The organism is Candidimonas humi (genome assembly GCF_019166065.1).
Lineage (GTDB): Bacteria > Pseudomonadota > Gammaproteobacteria > Burkholderiales > Burkholderiaceae_B > Candidimonas > Candidimonas humi.
The window spans coordinates 36975-55128 of record NZ_JAHTBN010000015.1 but is presented as its reverse complement, the minus strand read 5'-3'; the positions used below and the strand labels follow the sequence as shown (position 1 = coordinate 55128).

14 protein-coding genes are annotated in these 18154 nt (G+C 65.9%); 5 read left to right on the top strand and 9 right to left on the bottom strand.

Annotated elements, in window-relative coordinates:
• Window positions 1-40 precede the first annotated feature (40 nt).
• From KVP10_RS20055 to KVP10_RS20035, 5 genes are all read right to left on the bottom strand, one after another.
• Complete coding sequence (locus KVP10_RS20055; RefSeq protein ID WP_343218780.1) at window positions 41-1495, bottom strand: sulfatase family protein; 1455 nt, start codon at window positions 1493-1495, stop codon at window positions 41-43.
• Between the two features lie 92 nt (window positions 1496-1587).
• Window positions 1588-2541, bottom strand: coding sequence for a LysR family transcriptional regulator (locus KVP10_RS20050; RefSeq protein ID WP_217966529.1), 954 nt, complete (start codon window positions 2539-2541; stop codon window positions 1588-1590).
• Between the two features lie 9 nt (window positions 2542-2550).
• The gene (gene aroG, locus KVP10_RS20045) at window positions 2551-3645 is read right to left on the bottom strand and encodes a 3-deoxy-7-phosphoheptulonate synthase AroG (RefSeq protein WP_217966528.1); all 1095 of its coding nucleotides are present in this window, start codon (window positions 3643-3645) and stop codon (window positions 2551-2553) included.
• Between the two features lie 319 nt (window positions 3646-3964).
• Complete coding sequence (gene tldD, locus KVP10_RS20040) at window positions 3965-5428, bottom strand: metalloprotease TldD (protein WP_217966527.1); 1464 nt, start codon at window positions 5426-5428, stop codon at window positions 3965-3967.
• 30 nt (window positions 5429-5458) lie between these two features.
• On the bottom strand, window positions 5459-6277 hold the full coding sequence (locus tag KVP10_RS20035; RefSeq protein WP_217966526.1) for a carbon-nitrogen hydrolase family protein: 819 nt from the start codon (window positions 6275-6277) through the stop codon (window positions 5459-5461).
• Between the two features lie 561 nt (window positions 6278-6838).
• Here KVP10_RS20035 and KVP10_RS20030 point away from each other — a divergent pair.
• Window positions 6839-7204 carry an H-NS histone family protein gene (locus KVP10_RS20030; RefSeq protein WP_217966525.1) on the top strand — a complete coding sequence of 122 codons (366 nt, stop codon included), beginning with the start codon at window positions 6839-6841 and terminating at the stop codon, window positions 7202-7204.
• A 121-nt stretch (window positions 7205-7325) separates the two neighbouring features.
• On the opposite strand, the gene KVP10_RS20025 is transcribed toward KVP10_RS20030, so the two are convergent.
• Window positions 7326-7961 (bottom strand): DUF4136 domain-containing protein, encoded by a 636-nt coding sequence (locus KVP10_RS20025; protein WP_217966524.1) that lies wholly within the window; start codon window positions 7959-7961, stop codon window positions 7326-7328.
• Window positions 7962-8288: 327 nt separating this feature from the next.
• Here KVP10_RS20025 and pepN point away from each other — a divergent pair, with 327 nt between their 5' ends.
• Together pepN and KVP10_RS20015 are read left to right on the top strand one after the other, a co-directional pair.
• Window positions 8289-10985 (top strand): aminopeptidase N, encoded by a 2697-nt coding sequence (gene pepN, locus KVP10_RS20020; RefSeq protein WP_217966523.1) that lies wholly within the window; start codon window positions 8289-8291, stop codon window positions 10983-10985.
• A gap of 13 nt (window positions 10986-10998) precedes the next feature.
• A complete protein-coding gene (locus KVP10_RS20015) occupies window positions 10999-12015 on the top strand; it encodes a class 1 fructose-bisphosphatase (RefSeq protein WP_217966522.1) in 1017 nt (338 codons plus the stop codon).
• A 168-nt stretch (window positions 12016-12183) separates the two neighbouring features.
• Here the strand turns inward: KVP10_RS20015 and KVP10_RS20010 are convergent, their stop codons facing one another.
• The 3 genes from KVP10_RS20010 to KVP10_RS20000 form a co-directional block, all read right to left on the bottom strand.
• Window positions 12184-13173, bottom strand: a complete 990-nt coding sequence (locus tag KVP10_RS20010; protein WP_217966521.1) for a quinone oxidoreductase family protein — start codon at window positions 13171-13173, stop codon at window positions 12184-12186.
• Between the two features lie 444 nt (window positions 13174-13617).
• Window positions 13618-14685, bottom strand: a complete 1068-nt coding sequence (locus KVP10_RS20005; RefSeq protein ID WP_217966520.1) for a tartrate dehydrogenase — start codon at window positions 14683-14685, stop codon at window positions 13618-13620.
• A 78-nt stretch (window positions 14686-14763) separates the two neighbouring features.
• Complete coding sequence (locus tag KVP10_RS20000; protein WP_217966546.1) at window positions 14764-15693, bottom strand: 2-hydroxyacid dehydrogenase; 930 nt, start codon at window positions 15691-15693, stop codon at window positions 14764-14766.
• 282 nt (window positions 15694-15975) lie between these two features.
• Between KVP10_RS20000 and KVP10_RS19995 the strand changes: the two genes are divergently transcribed.
• Both KVP10_RS19995 and purD read left to right on the top strand, forming a co-directional pair.
• Window positions 15976-16707 (top strand): YebC/PmpR family DNA-binding transcriptional regulator, encoded by a 732-nt coding sequence (locus KVP10_RS19995; RefSeq protein WP_217966519.1) that lies wholly within the window; start codon window positions 15976-15978, stop codon window positions 16705-16707.
• A gap of 109 nt (window positions 16708-16816) precedes the next feature.
• Window positions 16817-18115: a phosphoribosylamine--glycine ligase gene (gene purD / locus KVP10_RS19990; RefSeq protein ID WP_217966518.1), complete on the top strand. Its 1299-nt coding sequence runs from the start codon at window positions 16817-16819 to the stop codon at window positions 18113-18115.
• Window positions 18116-18154: the final 39 nt, after the last annotated feature.

The following is an 18154-nucleotide window of genomic DNA, read 5'->3' as shown; positions in this document are numbered from 1 at the left end:
TCCATCCAGATCTGTATCCGAAAGACGGCGCAGCGTGGGCTCAAGCGCCCGCGGCGCCTTGCGTATGCGGGGCGGGCGTGGCGCCCGGCGCCCCCAGGGTCGCCGCCCGCTGCGGGCCGCCGAGCCGCTCTATCATGGCGCGCTGGTCGCGCTTGGCTTGCCGGTCGGTCGCCTCGGGGTCGACAATCTCGAGCAGCGCGGCGTGCATCTCGGCCTGCACCGCGGCATAGGCCGGGTCGCCGGCCAGGTCGCGCAGTTCCTCGGGGTCGGCCTGCAGGTCGAACAGCTCGGGCCGGTGGCGCACGTAGTAGTGGTATTTCCAGCGCCCCTTGCGCAACATGTAGCCGGCGCTATTGCTGCCTGCGGCATGGTATTCGCTGAACACCGGCCGTTGCGGGTCGGGGTCGGCCAGCGTCTCGAACAGCGAACGCCCGGGACGACCTTCCATCAAGGCCGGCGTGGCGACGCCGGCGGCCTGCAGTATGGTCGGATACAGGTCCAGCAGATCCACCGGCGCATCGCAGACCGCGGGCGCTATGCCCGGGCCGGACAAAATCATGGGCACGCACACGCTTTCCTGGTAGAGGGTCGATTTGCCCCAAACACCGCGCGCGCCCAGGTTTTCACCATGATCCGATGTATATACGATATAAGTGTTGTCATCCAGCCCGGACTGGCGCACGGCGTCGGCAATGCATCCGACGTTGTGATCCAGCCAGCTGCACAGCCCATAGTAGGCGGCAAAAGCCATGCGGCGCTCTTCGGGGCTGCGGAAGCGGCTTTCGGAATCCATGAAGTCCACGTATTCCTGCACCCAGGGGTGGCGCACATAGCCGTCGCGCGGCAGCAGCTTGGGCTCGGGCAGTTCCATGGCATCGTAGGGCGCATAGAACTGCGGCGGCGCGATCAGCGGGAAATGCGGCGCCACCAGGCCCACATACAACACGAAGGGCTCGCCGTCCTGGGCGGCTTGCCGCAGCCAGTCGCACGCCATGCCGGTCACCGAGCGGTCGTAGTCCGTATAGGGCGATTCGCCCGGGCCGATACGTTCGCCCAGCATGCGCGGGCCGTCGCGCCGCGATATATAGGGATCGCGTATCGAAGCCCAGACCATGCCGTGGCCGCCCACCACATGCATGGGAATGTGCTCCGCGTCGAAACCCGCCGGGTCTTCCTCGGCGCGGTAATGCAGCTTGCCTATGCTTTCGACCCGGATGCCGCGTTCCTGCAGCGCATGGCCCCAGCCGCGCTGCGCCCCGTCGTAGGCCATGGCATTGTCCCAATAGCCGATGCGGTGCACGCGGCAGCCCGTGGCGAATGCCGCGCGCGCCGGCACGCAAATGGGGCTCGGGGTATAAGCATTGCTGAAACGCGCCCCGCCGGCGGCCAGCGCATCCAGCGCCGGCGTGCGCACGAACGGATGCCCCGCACAGCCCATCATCCTCGGGTCGTGCTCGTCGGACATGACGATCACCATGTTTTTTTGTTGCTGCACAGGGCCTCCGGCGTTCATTTCACGCTTCTATTATGGAAACCGGGGAGAGGCAGCACAAATACAATATTTTTCTGGGATGTATTCAGAAAAACTTATATGTCTTGGCGGGCCAGGGCCTGCTCGACGACGTCCGCGATCAGGTCGACCAGCGCGCTGGCGGCCGAGCCCAACGGGCGGTCATGCGACCAGACCAGCGACTGCACGCGGTCGAGCTGCGGCTCGATGATCAGGCGGGACTGCACCGGCAAGGCCGGCAACATGCCCCCGAAAGCGCTGCGCGGCAGCACCGCGCAAGCCAGCCCTTCCCTGACCAGGGCCACGGTCATGGGCGCGCTGTTGAGCTCGTAGCGCACGTTCAGGCTCAGGCCCTGCGCCACCGCCTCGCGCTCCATCATCTTGCGCAAATCGTGGCGGCGGTCGGGAGCCACCAGCGCGCAATCGGCGACCCGGGCATAGCGCAGCGTCCGGCCCCGCCCCGGCAGGCTGCCGGGGGCGCCGAACAGATAAAGTTTCTCGGTGAACAGGGGACGCGCCGTGACGCCTTCCATGTCGGCAGCGCCCGGGAAGATTGCCAGATCCACCGCGCGCGACTCGATCAGTTCGGCCACCCGCTGCGACAGCCCCTCCATCAAATCGAGGCGGATATCGGGATAGCGCTCGCCCACGGCGCGCAGCAATGGCGCGGCCAGCACCGTGCTCAAGGCCCCGGCGATCGCCAGGCGCACCCGGCCGCGCGGATTGGCGGCCGCATCGCGCACGTCTTCGCGCAGCGCGCCGAGCTGGTCCAGGATGGACAGCGCCCGGCCGTACAGGCGCTGGCCTTCGGCCGTGATCCTCATGCCGCGCGCGTGGCGCTCGAACAGGCGCGCCCCCAGGGCTTCTTCCATCGCGCCGATGTGCTGGCTGAGCGCCGGCTGGGCGATGCCCAGACGCCCGGACGCGCCGGACAGGCTGCCGGCCTTGACGATCTCGACGAAATACCGCAGTTGTCGCGGCGTCAGCCTGGCGCCGCCCGCGGCGGGCGCCGGCGGTACATCGCGAGCCATGCGGCGACGCTACGCGGCCAGGTCGCCGCCGGCCACGGCCGCAGCAGCGATCGCCTGGCGGCGGCTGGCGACCGCGGCCGCCAGGCGATCCAGAACCTGCACCGAAGTGTCCCAGTCGATGCAGCCGTCGGTGATGCTCTGGCCATACACCAGCGGCTGGCCCGGCACCAGGTCCTGGCGCCCGCCCACAAGGTGGCTTTCCACCATGACGCCGAAGATCCGCTCGTCGCCCTGCTCGAGCTGGTGGGCGATGTCCTGCACCACCTCGGGCTGCTTGCGGTAGTCCTTGCTGCTGTTGGCGTGGCTGGCGTCTATCATCAGCCGCGGCCGCAAGGAAGACTTGACCAGGAACTGGCAGGCCTGCTCGACGCTGGCGGCATCGTAGTTGGGGGCCTTGCCGCCGCGCAGGATGATATGGCAGTCCTCGTTGCCCAGGGTCGATACGATGGCCGAATGGCCGCCCTTGGTGACAGACAGGAAATGGTGCGGCTGCGAAGCCGCCTTGATGGCGTCGACCGCGATCTTCACGTTGCCGTCGGTGCCGTTCTTGAACCCCACCGGGCAGGACAGGCCGGAAGCCAGCTCGCGATGCACCTGGCTTTCGGTGGTGCGCGCGCCGATGGCGCCCCAGGACACCAGGTCGGCGATGTACTGAGGGGTGATCATATCGAGGAATTCACAGCCCGCGGGCAAGCCCAGGTCGTTGATGTCGATCAGCAGCTCGCGCGCCGTGCGCAGGCCCTGGTTGATATTGAAGCTGCCGTCGAGCATGGGGTCGTTGATCAGGCCTTTCCAGCCCACCGTCGTGCGCGGCTTCTCGAAATAGACGCGCATGATGATTTCCAGTTCGCCTTTGTGGCGCTCGCGCTGCTCGCTCAGGCGCTGGGCGTATTCGAGCGCGGCCTCGGGCTTGTGGATGGAACACGGCCCGATGATCACCACCAGCCGGTCGTCGGCCCCGTGCAGCACATTGTGTATGGCGCGCCGGGCCCGATATACCGTGTCGGAGATTTTCGTGGTACATGCGAATTCGCGCATGACGTGGGCCGGGGGGCTCAGTTCCTTGATCTCGCGGATACGTAAATCGTCGGTATTGTGTAGCACGGCTGGACTCCAAGGTGATGGCCATTCCGTCGAGTGTGGCGTCACACTGGCGGTTCGCTCGCAGGCATTCTTGCTGTTTGCCCGGACACGGCGGCATTAAAAAAGCCGCCTAGCGACGCTGGCGGCTTTTTCGGGGAATTCGGTTTTTTTACCGGGTACGACGCTTCCCTTCCTCCACCAGCGGTTTCGGAAAAGCAAAAAAATAAAAAAAGAAATACTGGGTAGCGCGGTACATGGTCTGTAAATCCTAGCACAGACGGCCCCGCCTGCCAAACGGCAGGCGGCCGGCCACGCAACAGGCGTGGCGCAAAGGCGACAATCAGGCGTGCGCCGTGCCGCCCACCGTCAGGCCGTCCATGCGCACGGTCGGCATGCCCACGCCCACCGGAACGCTCTGTCCTTCCTTGCCGCAAGTGCCGACGCCCGAATCCAGTTGCAGGTCGTTGCCTATCATGCTGACGCGGTTCATGGCGTCCGGGCCGTTGCCGATCAAGGTGGCGCCCTTGACCGGATAGGTGATCTTGCCGTTTTCGATCATGTAGGCCTCGGACGCGGAAAAGACGAACTTGCCGCTGGTGATGTCCACCTGGCCGCCGCCGAAATTGGCGGCATACAGGCCCTTCTTGACCGAGGAAAGGATGGCCGCCGGGTCTTCTTTGCCCGCCAGCATGTAGGTATTGGTCATGCGCGGCATGGGCAGGTGCGCGAAGGATTCGCGCCGGCCATTGCCGGTGACCGAGGTCTTCATCAGGCGCGCGTTGGTGGAATCCTGCATATAGCCGCGCAGGATGCCGTCTTCGATCAGCACGTTGCGCTGGGTCGGATTGCCCTCGTCGTCGATGTTCAGCGAGCCGCGGCGATCGGCCAGGGTGCCGTCGTCGATCACGGTCACGCCCTTGGAGGCGACGCGCTGCCCGATGCGGCCGGCGAATACGCTCGAACCCTTGCGGTTGAAGTCGCCCTCCAGGCCGTGCCCCACGGCCTCGTGCAGCAGGATGCCGGGCCAGCCCGAACCCAGCACCACGGTCATTTCGCCGGCCGGAGCCGGCCGGGCCTCGAGATTGACCAATGCTTCGTGGGCGGCGCGCTCTACATAAGAGCGCAGCACGGCGTCGGTGAAGTAGGCCAGCCCTACCCGGCCGCCGCCGCCGCCGTGGCCCATTTCGCGGCGGCCGTTCTGCTCGGCGATCACGGTAAGGGACAGGCGCACCAGCGGCCGCACGTCGGCCACCATGCGGCCGTCGCTGCCGGCCACCAGGATGACGTCGTATTCGGCGCCCAGGCCGGCCATGACCTGGATGATGCGCGGGTCGGCCTTGCGCGCCATGGCCTCGATGCGTTCCAGCAAGGCGACCTTGTCGGGCGCCTCCAGGGTGCTCAAGGGATCGATCGGCGCATACAGGCCATGCGCGGCCGGAGGCGGCACCGCCAGCGCCTTCTGGCGCCCGCCGCCCTGGCGGCCGATGCTGCGCACCGTGCGCGCGGCCGACAGCAGCGCATCGGCGGACAATACGTCGGAATAGGCGAACGCCGTCTTCTCGCCGCTGACCGCGCGCACCCCGACCCCCTGGCCTATGGAAAAGCTGCCCGTCTTGACCATGCCCTCTTCCAGGCTCCAGCCTTCGCTGCGCGTGTACTGGAAATACAGGTCGGCATAATCGACCGAGTGGGTGAAGATTTCACCCAGGGCGCGGGCTGCGTCGGATTCGGACAGCCCCCAGGGTTCGAGCAGGACGGAACGCGCGGTGGCCAGCGCATTGATGGCGGGATCGGAAGGTTTCATGATGCGACGGCTTGCAGGTTTTGCCATATTTCACATGGTGCGGTGTTTCAGGGCGGGCAGCGAGGCGCGCACGTCGGCCAGGCGCTGCTGGTCTATGACGCCCGCGGCCACGCCCGGGCCTTCGGGGCAGTCGGCAAGAACTTCGCCCCACGGGTCTATTAGAACAGAATGACCCCAGGTACGCCGGCCATTTTCATGCTTGCCGCCCTGGGCCGCGGCCAGCACATAACATTGGTTTTCTATCGCCCTGGCCTTGAGCAGGATTTCCCAGTGGGCCGAACCGGTCGTGTAGGTAAAGGCCGCCGGCACCAGGATAAGGCTGAGCTCGCCCATGGCCCGGTACAGCTCGGGGAAACGCAAGTCGTAGCAGATCGACAGCCCCACCTTGCCGCAAGGGGTGTCGAAAGACTGCGGCGCATTGGAGCCGGGCCGGATGGACACCGATTCGTCATACGATTCGGCGCCCTTGCGAAAACCGAACAAATGGATCTTGTCGTAGCGCGCGACGCATTCGCCATCCGGGCCATACACCAGGCTGGTGTTGTAGATGCGATCTTCGTCGGGGCTGGCGAGCGGCAGTGTGCCGCCCACCAGCCAGACGCGGTGGCGCTCGGCCTGCTGCCGCAGGAAATCCTGGATCGGCCCTTGCCCGGGCTGCTCTTTTATATGCACCTTGTCGGTGTCGCGGCGCCCCATCAGGCAGAAATATTCGGGCAAGGCGATCAGTTCCGCGCCCTCGCCCGCCGCACGCTCGATCAGGCCGGCAGCCTGGTCGCGGTTGCTCGGCCAGTCGGCGGCGGATACGGTTTGCACGGCCGCCACGCGAAACTCGGGTTTGATCGTCGTCATATCGTTCTCAAGTTAATGAAAGCTGGGTTCGGAGTAAGCTGGATTCGGCCAGTCGCCGCGCGGCCCTGTCATGTATTCGTATATGGGGTCGACACCGAGAGTTTACAAGCATGTGCCGGCCGCAAGACGCCGCGCTTTCCGATTTTTCGCGATTTCCCGCCGAGGCATGCCGGCCCGGGCAGAAACCGAATATCGCTGCCCGAGCCGCACCGAGGCCGCAGTCTGGATACGCGTTTGGACACGTTTATGCGAATTATGTAATCAAAAATAATCCCGCCGGAATATCGGAAAATCGATCAGTTAATGCTAACATTTACGGCGTAAATAAGAATTCGGTGCAATGCAAATCTGCATGCACATGAATTCATTATCAATTTTCGAGCCCGACGATACTGCCCCAGTGGTTCCGGTGATTCCCGGCACAAGCCGCGCGCATACCCCGGCATGGTATTTTCCGAATATATCCATGCGGGGCTGCGCAGCAAGGCGCCGCCAGGGGCAGCAAGACCAGGGCCCGTTTTTTTCACCGACATCAACTGATTCTTCGCACAGGAATACAGAATGCCTCGCGACTCATACTCCACCCTCAAAACGAAAATCGAAAAAGAAATCCAGAAGCTACAGAAAAAAGCTCACGATCTGCATTTAAAGCGGCGCACTCCGGTAATCGAGTCGATTATCCGCTCCATGCACGAATATGAAATCTCGCCGCAGGAAATCGCCGACGCATACGGTCGCAAGAAACCCGCCAAATCCGGTCGAGCCGGGGCCAAGGCTGGCGCCAAGCCCGCCGCCAAGAAAGCCGTGCAAATCAAGTATCGCCATCCCGATACGGGCGAGACCTGGACCGGCCGCGGAAAGTCGCCCCGCTGGATACTCGCCGCCGAGGCCGAAGGCCGCAAGCGCGACGAATTCCTGGTCGAATAAGCCGGGCCGTCCCCGGCTCGGGCTTGCTACGAGACAGCCGCCGCCCCTTGCGGGCGGCGGCTGTTCTTTTTAACGGCTTTCTTGCGCGCCGCGCGGGGCGCGCAAGGCCAATCAACGCGCCTCAGTAGTCGCCCATCGGGTAATTGATATCGCGCACTTCTCCATTATTGCCGGGAAAGCCGTCGAATACCGCGCGCGCCAAATAAGGCATGAGCATCTGCAGGTCGTTTCCGCCGCTTACGCTGACGGCGCTGCTGCGATAGACCTCGGCGCCGTGATTGTCCGCGTCCTTGATGGTAACGGTCAGCGTATTGCGGAATGCCGGCACCGGGACATTGACCACCGCAGGCCCGCCATAATAGCCGGGGCCCCAGGGCCCATAATAGCCGCCCCAGCCCGGCGCATAATAATAAGGAGCAGGCGCAACGCGCTGCACCCAGGCCTGCACCGGCGCACTCGAATATGTGAAGCCCACATCGAAGCGGGCGCGGCTGCCATGCGCTTCCACCAGGCCAGTGGGCCCTATGGCGGCGCGCAGCATATCGGCGAACGATTCGTATTGCAGGTTATTTCTTTGCGCCGCATCGGGAACGATGCGATAGGTCTGGCCCTGGACATTTCCGGGCCAGCGCTGATAGGACGTGACGCGCGCGGGAATCGTGGACACGCAACCGCTGAGCAGCAGCGCACCCAGCACCAGGACCGCGCGACGGCCCGTTGTTTTCAGGGCTGCGATGGATTCCAGTAAATTCAACATATCGTTACCTCTCTGCTCTCGGACAACCCCGCCGGCGGCGCGCCCCCGGGGCGGCCCGACACGGCCATTGCCGGCTCCGGCCTCGCCATGCCCGAGGGATCGGACGCCCGCCCGCGCCTGGCCCGCGGACACGAGCCCTGCAATCTTGAGACAATCCGCGGACGGAAAAGGTTGCATGGCCGCGAGGCGGCTGCCACTACAATAGCAGCAATATCAGACATATGGCCTTGCGCGCCCGGAACCCTTCCAGCCGCGAGGCGGGCCGCCCGGCACGGCGATCCCGTGCCGGCCATTTCCCATAGCTTATTGCCATAGCCAGATTCCAGCATGCGATCCGATACCCCCGTCACAATTTCCCGGCTCGACTATCAGCCCTACCCCTATCTGCTGCCCAATGTCGAACTGGAGTTCGATCTGGATGCCGCGGCAACCACGGTCCGCTCCCGGCTGCATTTCCAGCGCAAGCCCGACGCGCCCGAGCAGGCGCTGGTGCTGGACGGCTCCGAGCTCGAATTGGTATCCGTCTCCATCGACGGCCAGGTCCTGAACGCCGACCAATACGAGCTGGGCAGCGAGACCCTGCGCCTGTTTCCGGGCTCGGCGGCGTTCGTGGTCGAGATCACCAGCGTCTGCAAGCCGGCCGAAAACTCCACGCTCATGGGGCTTTATGTGTCGGGCGACAGCCTGTTCACGCAATGCGAAGCGGAAGGCTTCCGGCGCATTACCTGGTTTCCCGACCGCCCGGACGTCATGTCGCGCTACCGCGTCACGCTGCGCGCCGACAAGAGCCGCTACCCATTATTGCTCTCCAACGGCAATCTGCTGCACGGCAAAGACCTGGACGCCGGCCGCCACGAAGCCGTATGGGAAGACCCGCACCCCAAGCCCTGCTATCTGTTCGCCCTGGTGGCCGGCGGCTTCGCCTGCCGCGAACAGCAGATCCGCACCCGCAGCGGCCGCCAGGCCCTGCTGCAGGTCTATAGCGACCCCGACTCTCGCGACAAGACCGAATGGGCGCTGGAATCGCTGGCCCGTGCCGTGCGCTGGGACGAACAACGCTTCGGCCTGGAACTCGACCTGGACCGCTTCATGGTCGTGGCCGCGCGCGACTTCAACATGGGCGCCATGGAAAACAAGGGCCTGAACATCTTCAATTCGGCCTATGTGCTGGCCGACCCGGAAAGCGCCACCGACGCCAGCTTCCGCGCCATCGAAGCCGTGATCGGGCATGAATACTTCCACAACTGGACCGGCAACAGGGTGACCTGCCGCGACTGGTTCCAGTTGTCGCTCAAAGAGGGCCTGACGGTATTCCGCGACCAGGAATTCTCGGCCGACATGCTGGCCGCCGACCTGCCCGAGGCCGAAGCTCGCAGCGCGCGCGCCGTCAAGCGTATCGACGATGTCACGACCCTGCGCATCGCCCAGTTTCCCGAGGACGCCGGCCCGATGGCGCATCCGATACGCCCGGAAAGCTACCAGGAAATCGGCAACTTCTACACCGCCACCGTATACGAGAAAGGCGCCGAGGTCATACGCATGCAGCACACGCTGCTGGGCGAAGCAGGTTTTCGCGCCGGGCTCGCGGAATACTTCCACCGCCACGACGGCTCGGCGGTCACCTGCGATGATTTCGTCGCCGCCATGGAATCGGTATACACGCGCCAGCACCCCGGCAAGGACTTCGAAGTATTCCGCCGCTGGTATTCGCAGGCAGGCACGCCGCGCGTCCGGGTCGAGATGGAATACGACCAGGCGCAGGGCCGCTGCACCCTCACCCTGAGCCAGCACTGCGAGCCGGCCGGCATCGAGAAACTCCAGACGCCGCCGGCGCCCAAGCCGCCGCTGCACATCCCGTTCGCCATCGGCCTGCTGGGCCAGGACGGGCGGGCGCTGCCCCTGGCGCATGATGGCCAGACGCGCGACACGGTGCTACTCGAACTCGTTGCCGAACGCCAGAGCTGGAGCTTCGACGGCGTGCCGGAACGCCCGGTTCCGTCGCTGCTGCGCAATTTCTCGGCGCCGGTGATCGTCGAATATCCCTATAGCGACACCGAACTGGCGCTATTGGCGGGGCACGATACCGACCCCTACGCCCGCTGGGAAGCCGGCCAGGAGCTGGCCATGCGCCAGTTGTTGGCCCTGGTAGGCGCGATCCAGTCAGGGCAGCAGCCGCAGGTCGATCCGGGCTTCGTGCATGTCTGGCGGACACTGCTCGAAGACCGGACCCTGACCCCCGCCTACCAGGCGCGGGCCTTGACGCTGCCGGCGGAAAAAATCCTGCTCGAGCGCACCTCGCCCATGGATCCGCAAGCCGTGGCGCGCGCGCGCGCCGAGCTGCGCAGCGTGCTGGGCGTGGAACTGGGCGAGTCGTGGCTGCGCGTCTACCAGGCGTGCAAGGCCGAGCGGCAGGAATACCGCCCCGACGCCTTGCAGTCCGGGCGCCGCGCACTGAAGAACTTGGCGCTCAGCTACCTGATGGCCGGCGCCCACACGCAGGCCCCCAAACTGGCGCTGGACCAGTACTACGAAGCCGCCAACATGACCGACCGCATGGGCGGCCTGTCGGCCCTGGTCAATTTTTCCGATACGCCGGCCGCCGCGCAGGCGCTGGGCCACTTCTACGAGCAATGGCAGCAGGACCCGCTGGTGGTGGACCGCTGGTTCACGCTGCAGGCCACGGCGCCCACCACCACCGTCGAGACGGTGCGCGCCCTGATGCTGCATCCGGCGTTCACCCTGCGCAACCCGAACCGCGCCCGCTCGCTGATATTCCAGTTCTGCATCAACAACCTGCAAGGCGCCCACACGCCCGAAGGCTACCAGTTCTGGGCCGAACAGGTGGTGGCGCTGGACCGCATCAACCCCGAAATCGCCGCCCGGCTGGCGCGCGCTTTCGACAACTGGGCGCGCTACGTGCCGGCCAACCGCGACGCCATCCGCCAGGCGCTGGAAACCATACAGTCGCACAGCCCGCTGTCGCGCAACGTATCCGAAATCATCAGCAAAGCATTGAAGATCTGACCGGGAGCCACACTTGAAACGCAAGACTACCCTTACTCAATATCTCGTCGAGCAGCAGCGCAAGAAACAGGCCGTGTCGGCCGAAGTGCGGCTGCTCATCGAAACCGTGGCGCGGGCCTGCAAGGCCATCGGGCACGCCGTGGGCAAGGGGGCCCTGGGCGGCGTCCTGGGCAGCCTGGGCACCGAAAACGTGCAAGGCGAAGTGCAGAAGAAGCTGGACGTACTGTCCAACGAAATCCTGCTCGAGGCCAACGAATGGGGCGGCCACCTGGCAGCCATGGCCTCCGAAGAGATGGAAACCATCTACCACATCCCCAACCGCTACCCCAAGGGCGAATACCTGCTGTTGTTCGATCCGCTGGACGGCTCTTCGAACATCGACGTCAATGTGTCGATAGGCACGATTTTCTCGGTGCTGCGCGCGCCGCATCACGCCTCGGGCCGCGATGTGGACGAAAAGGATTTCCTGCAGGCCGGCAAAGAACAGGTCGCAGCCGGCTATGCCGTCTACGGCCCGCAAAGCATGCTGGTGCTGACGGTGGGCGCGGGCGTGGTCGGCTTCACGCTGGACCGCGAAATGGGCTCATGGGTGCTCACCCACGACAACATCACCATCCCCGAGCAGACCAGCGAGTTCGCCATCAATATGTCCAATATGCGCCACTGGGAAGCCCCGGTCAGGCGCTATATCGACGAGTGCCTGGCCGGCAAGTCGGGCCCGCTCGGCAAGGACTACAACATGCGCTGGATCGCCTCGATGGTGGCCGATGTGCACCGCATCCTGAGCCGCGGCGGCATCTTCATGTATCCGCGCGATGCACGCCCTTCCGGGCGCGCCGGCAAGCTGCGCATCATGTATGAAGCCAACCCCATGAGCTTCATCGTCGAGCAGGCCGGCGGCGCCGCCACCGACGGCTCGCGGCGCATACTCGACATCCAGCCCGAGGCGCTGCACCAGCGCGTAGGCGTGGTCCTGGGCTCGCGCGCCGAAGTCGAGCGCGTACAGCGCTATCACGCCGAACAGGCCTGAAGCAAGGCCAGTCCCCGGGCTATGCCGGGGCCGGCCGCGGTCCCGGGAACGCGAAGGAAAAGCGACAGGAAGCAGCCGTGGCGACCGGCGGGAGCCGGGGCGTCAGGAACGGCCCGGCCAAGCTTGCGCCCCGGGCCGGGGCAGACCCCGGCTCGGGCCTCTGCCCGATCAGTCCAGCGTGAACACCGTGGCGCCGGTGGTCTTGCGGCCGGTCAGCGCGACGTGCGCAGCGCCGGCGTCGGCCAGGGAAAAGCGCTGGCCGATGCGCACCTGGATCTGCTTCTTGGCGACCAGGCCGAAGAGCTCGTCGGCGGCAGCCTTGAGCTTGGCGTATGTCGTCACGTGGGTGCCCAGCGTGGGGCGCGTCACGTACAGCGAACCCTTGGCCGCCAGGATGCCGAGATTCACGCCGTCTACGGGGCCCGAGGCATTGCCGAAGCTGACCATCAGGCCGCGCGGCTGCAGGCAGTCCAGCGAGGCGAGCCAGGTGTCCTTGCCCACGCCGTCATAGACCACCGGCACCTTCTTGCCGCCGGTCAGTTCCAGCACGCGCTCGACCACGTTTTCGCGCGAGTAGTCGATGACTTCCCAGGCGCCGTTTTCCTTGGCCAGCGCCGCCTTTTCCGGGCTGGAGGCCGTGCCGATCAGCTTGACGCCCAGCGCCCTGGCCCACTGGCAGGCGATCAGGCCCACACCGCCGGCGGCGGCATGGAACAGGATCGTCTCGTTGCCTTGCAGGCGATAGGTCTGGCGGAACAGGTACTGGACCGTAAGCCCTTTCAGCATCAGCGCTGCGGCTTCTTCGAAGCTGACGCCGCGCGGGATCTTGACCACTTGGTGGGCGGGCACGTTGCGCACTTCGGCGTAGGCGCCGATGGGGCTCTGGCCGTACGCCACCCGGTCGCCGACCTTCAGGTGGCGCACATCCGCGCCGACCGCCTCGACCACGCCGGCCGCTTCGGAGCCCAGGCCGTGCGGCAGCGGCTGCTTGTACAGGCCGGTACGGAAATAGGTGTCGATGAAATTCAGCCCTATCGCCTTCTGCCGTATGGTGACCTCATTGTTCTGCGGTGCGGGCACCGCCACCGTCACCAGTTGCAGCACTTCGGGACCGCCGTGTTCTTCGATGCGTATGGCTTTTGATTGGATTTCCAACATGGACTCCTTGACTGGATGTTTGAGTGATTGACTGGCTAACTGATTGACTGATTGGTTCTTTGGGTACAGCGACGAATATCGCCGGCCGCGCACTTGCGCCGGCCCGATGCGCATGGGACAAAGACCGACCCACGAGCCTGCAGGTCGGGCTGATCGCTCCGACCGTAGTTTAATGCCGCAAGGCCGGTAAATACCGGGACGCCCGTCGCGCCGGCACACTCTTTCTTCACGGCGGCTCGGCCCGCTCGCACCCGCGACACGGAGGAGCGGGCGAAGGCCAAGGCCCACTGCCCCACAACCGTCTACGAAACGAGCGGAGAGAATGGGGTGCCTCCTGGAGGTGAGTGGGTCATCGAACCGGAAGGAGGTACCCCATTCTAGGCCGCGCCTACAGAACCGCAGTCCGCGACGCACCCACCCACCGCCGCGACCCACCGCTGCGGGTCAGGCGCGCTCGACCTGTTCGGCCACCGCCTTGCCGACTTCCACGGTGCTGGCGCTGCCCTTCAGGTCGGCCGTGCGCGGGCCGTGTTCCAGCACCGTCTCGATGGCCCGCAAGACGCCTTGCGAGGCCTCGGGATAGCCCAGGAAGTCCAGCATCAGGGCGCCGCTCCAGATCTGCCCTATGGGGTTGGCCACGCCGCGGCCGGCAATGTCGGGCGCCGAACCGTGCACCGGCTCGAACAGCGAAGGGAAGCGGCGCTCCGGGTTGAGATTGGCCGAGGGCGCAATGCCGATGGTGCCGGTGCAGGCCGGCCCCAGGTCGGACAAAATGTCGCCGAACAGATTGGAAGCCACCACCACGTCGAACCAGTCGGGATGCTGCACGAAATGCGCGCACAGGATGTCGATGTGGTATTTGTCCCAGCGCACGTCGGGATGACGCTGGCCCGCGGCCGCCACGCGCTCGTCCCACCAGGGCATGGAAATCGAGATGCCGTTGGACTTGGTGGCTGCCGTCACGTGCTTGCCGCGCTTGCGCGCCAGCTCGAAGGCGAAATTCAGGACGCGGTCGGCGCCGACCCGGGTGAACACGCTTTCCTGGATCACCACTTCGCGCTCGGTGCCCTCGAAGAGGCGGCCGCCGCTGTTGGAGTATTCGCCTTCCGTGTTCTCGCGCACGATGAAGAAATCGATCTCGCCGGGGTGCCGCCCGGCCAGGGGCGAGGTCACGCCGGGCATCAGCCGCACCGGGCGCAGATTGATGTATTGGTCGAATTCGCGGCGAAACTTGAACAGCGATTCCCACAGGGCGACATGGTCGGGCACGGCTTCCGGCCAGCCTATCGCGCCGAAGAAGATCGCCTCGTGGCCGCCGATGCGCTCTTTCCAGTCGGCCGGCATCATGCGGCCGTGGCGGGCGTAATAGTCGCAACTCCAGTCCAGCTCGTCCCACTCGAAGCGGATGCCGTAGCGCCGCGCCGCGGCCTCCAGCACACGGATGCCCTCGGGCATGACTTCCTTGCCTATGCCGTCGCCGGCGATCACTGCGATTTTATGTATCCTGGACACGCTCGTTCCTCTTGCGCGGGTTGAAGAGGCGGGCCGGCCCTGCGGCCCGCGGACGGAAGCGGTGCCGGCGCGGCTTCCTCAGTAGCCGCGGTCGCGTACCGCAGCGGCCGGGCGCCGGCCGCTTTCCATGGCGAGTATTTTATCGGCGATCTGCGCCACTGCCTCAGCCTGCAGCGTCGCGGCCGCGACATGCGGGGTGACGATCACGCGCGGATGCCTCCAGAACGGGTGCCCCGGCGGCAGCGGCTCATCGTGAAAGACATCCAGCATGGCGCCCTCCATATGCCCCTCGTCGAGCAAGGCCAGCAGGTCCGCCTCGACCAGGTGGCCGCCGCGCGCCACGTTGATCAGATAAGCGCCCGGCCGCAGACGCTCGAGATGGGCGCGATTCAGGATGCCCAGGGTCTGCGGCGTCAGGGGCAGCATATTGACCAGCACCCGGCTGCGCGCCAGGAACCCGGGGAACTGCGCCTCGCCCGCATAGACCTCGACGCCGGGCAGCTCGCGCGCGCCGCGGGCCCAGCCCGCCACCGGATAGCCCAGGGCGGCGACGGCCTGTGCCACACGCGCGCCCAGCGCCCCTATGCCCATGACGCCCACCGGCCAGCTCGCGCGATCGACCGCGGGCAGCGGCGCCCAAAGCGCTTCCCGCTGTTGCGCCGCATAGCGGTCGAACCCGCGCGCCGCGCGCAACAGGCCATACAAGACATATTCCACCATCTGCACGGCCATGCCGGCGTCTTCCAGGCGCAGCACCTCCACCTGCGGCGGCAATTGCGGCATGCCCATCAAGGCGTCGATGCCCGCCCCCAGGTTGAACACGGCCCGCAGCCCCGTCTCACGCTCGAACAGGGCCGCGGGAGGCTTCCAGACGATGGCATAGCGCGCGCCCAGGGGAGGCCCGTCCTCGCGCCAGGGATGGAAGCGCGCCTGCGGCATGGCGGCGGCGAAGGCCGCGCACCAGTCGCCCATGTCCGTGCCGGGGCTGCCGGCGATGACGATGTCCATGGTCACGGGCGCCTCCATGCAGCAGCCTCGCGCAAGCAAGGGTTGTGTATGATTTTTACAACAACATTGGGATGCAGCATTTTCTCTCCTTCTGCGGCCGCGACACGGCGGCCCGATCAAAGCGGCCCGAGCCCCGCCGCCCCCGCCCGGAATCGGCACCAGGCCGGCGGGCCTAAGGGCGGCCCAGACCCGCCAGTGTAGTTCCCCGGGGCCGCCGCCGCGTACGCGGCCTGCCTGCTCGCGGTAAAATTGCCTTTTTTATCAGCATCGCGACGACATTCCATGGCCGGACACAGTAAATGGGCGAATATCCAGCACCGCAAAGGTCGCCAGGACGCCAAACGGGGCAAACTCTGGACTAAGATCATCCGGGAAATCACAGTGGCGGCGCGCGCCGGCGGCGCCGACCCGGATGCCAATCCGCGCCTGCGCCTGGCCTGGGACAAAGCCACCGCCGCCAACATGCCCAAAGACACCATCCAGCGCGCCATCCAGCGCGGCGCGGGCGGCGCCGACGGGGCCAACTACGAAGAAGTGCGCTACGAAGGCTATGGCGTGGGCGGCGCGGCCGTGCTCGTCGACTGCATGACCGACAACCGCATCCGTACCGTGGCCGAAGTGCGCCACGCCCTGTCCAAGAACGGCGGCAACCTGGGCCAGGAAGGCTCGGTGGCGTTCATGTTCAAGCATTGCGGGCAATTCCTGTTCGCACCCGGCACCTCCGAAGAGCAGGTCATGGAAGCGGCGCTCGAGGCCGGGGCCGAAGACGTGCAGTCCGACGCCGAGGGCGTGATCGAAGTCGTCTGCGAACCCGCGGATTATTCCGCCGTGAAGGCGGCCTTCGAGGCGGCCGGGCTGGCTCCCGAAGTCCAGGGCGTCATCATGAAGGCCCTGAACGAAACCGAACTGGTCGGCGAAGACGCCGCCAAAATGCAGAAGCTGCTGGACGTCCTGGAAGGCCTGGACGACGTCCAGGAGGTCTACACCACAGCGGTCCTGGACGAATCGGTCTAGCGCAGCGCGCCCGCCCTTGCCAGCGGCAGCGGCGAGCCCGGTGGTTGATCCACGTCAAGCCTTGTTTCCCGACTTCGCCATACAGTAACGGTATCCAAACTCCATCATCATGAAACTTCTAGTAATAGGCGGCGGCGGCCGCGAACACGCGCTGGCCTGGCGCCTGGCCCAGTCTCCGCGTGTGCACAAGGTATATGTGGCGCCGGGCAACGGCGGCACTGCCCGCAACAGCCGGCTGCAGAACGTGGATCTGACACAGATAGACGAACTGATCGATTTCGCGCGCCGCGAAGGCGTTGCGCTGACCGTGGTCGGGCCCGAGGCGCCCCTGGCTGCCGGGGTGGTCGACGCCTTCCGCGCCCAGGGCCTGAAGATCTTCGGGCCGACCAAGGCCGCCGCCCAGCTCGAAAGCTCGAAGGACTACGCCAAAGACTTCATGGTGCGCCACCGCATCCCCACCGCCGCATACCGCACCTTCACCGATCCGCAAGCGGCCAAGGCCTATGTCGACGAGCAGGGCGCGCCCATCGTCGTCAAGGCCGACGGCCTGGCGGCCGGCAAGGGCGTGGTGGTCGCCACGACCAAGGAAGAAGCCAAGCAGGCGATCGACGCCATGCTGGGCGACGGCTCGCTGGGGCAGGCCGGGGCCCGCGTGGTCATAGAAGAATGCCTGGAAGGCGAAGAAGCCAGCTTCATCGTCATGTGCGACGGCAACAACGTGCTGGCACTGGCCACCAGCCAGGACCACAAGCGCCTGAAAGACCACGACCAGGGCCCGAACACCGGCGGCATGGGCGCTTATTCGCCCGCCCCCATCGTCACGCCCGCGCTGCACAACCGCATCATGCGCGAAGTCATACTGCCGGCCGTGCAGGGCATGGCCAAGGACGGCCAGCCCTACACCGGCTTCCTGTACGCGGGCCTGATGATAGGCGACGGCCCCGATGCGACCCGGCCGCTCAAGGTGCTGGAATTCAATTGCCGCATGGGCGATCCCGAGACCCAGCCCATCATGATGCGCATCAAGAACGATCTGCTCGACGTGTTCGAGAAGGCCGTCGCCGGCAAGCTCGACCAGGCGCACATCGACTGGGACCGGCGCACCGCGCTGGGCGTGGTGCTGGCGGCCCACAACTATCCCGCCGAGCCGCGCACCGGCGACGCGCTGGGGCCGCTGCCCGAGGACACCGAAGAATGCATGGTGTTCCACGCCGGCACCCGCATGGACAACGGCACCCTGAAAACTTCCGGCGGCCGCGTGCTGTGCGTCACCGCGCTGGGCGACTCGGTAAAGCGGGCCCAGGCTGCAGCCTATTCCACGGTGCAAAAAATCCAGTTCGAAGGCCGCCAGTATCGCGGCGACATAGGCTGGCGCGCGCTGCCCCACGGCGACGCCGCCCCGTCCTGACGCAGGCGCCGCCCGCAAACCACAAGGAACCCCACGCCC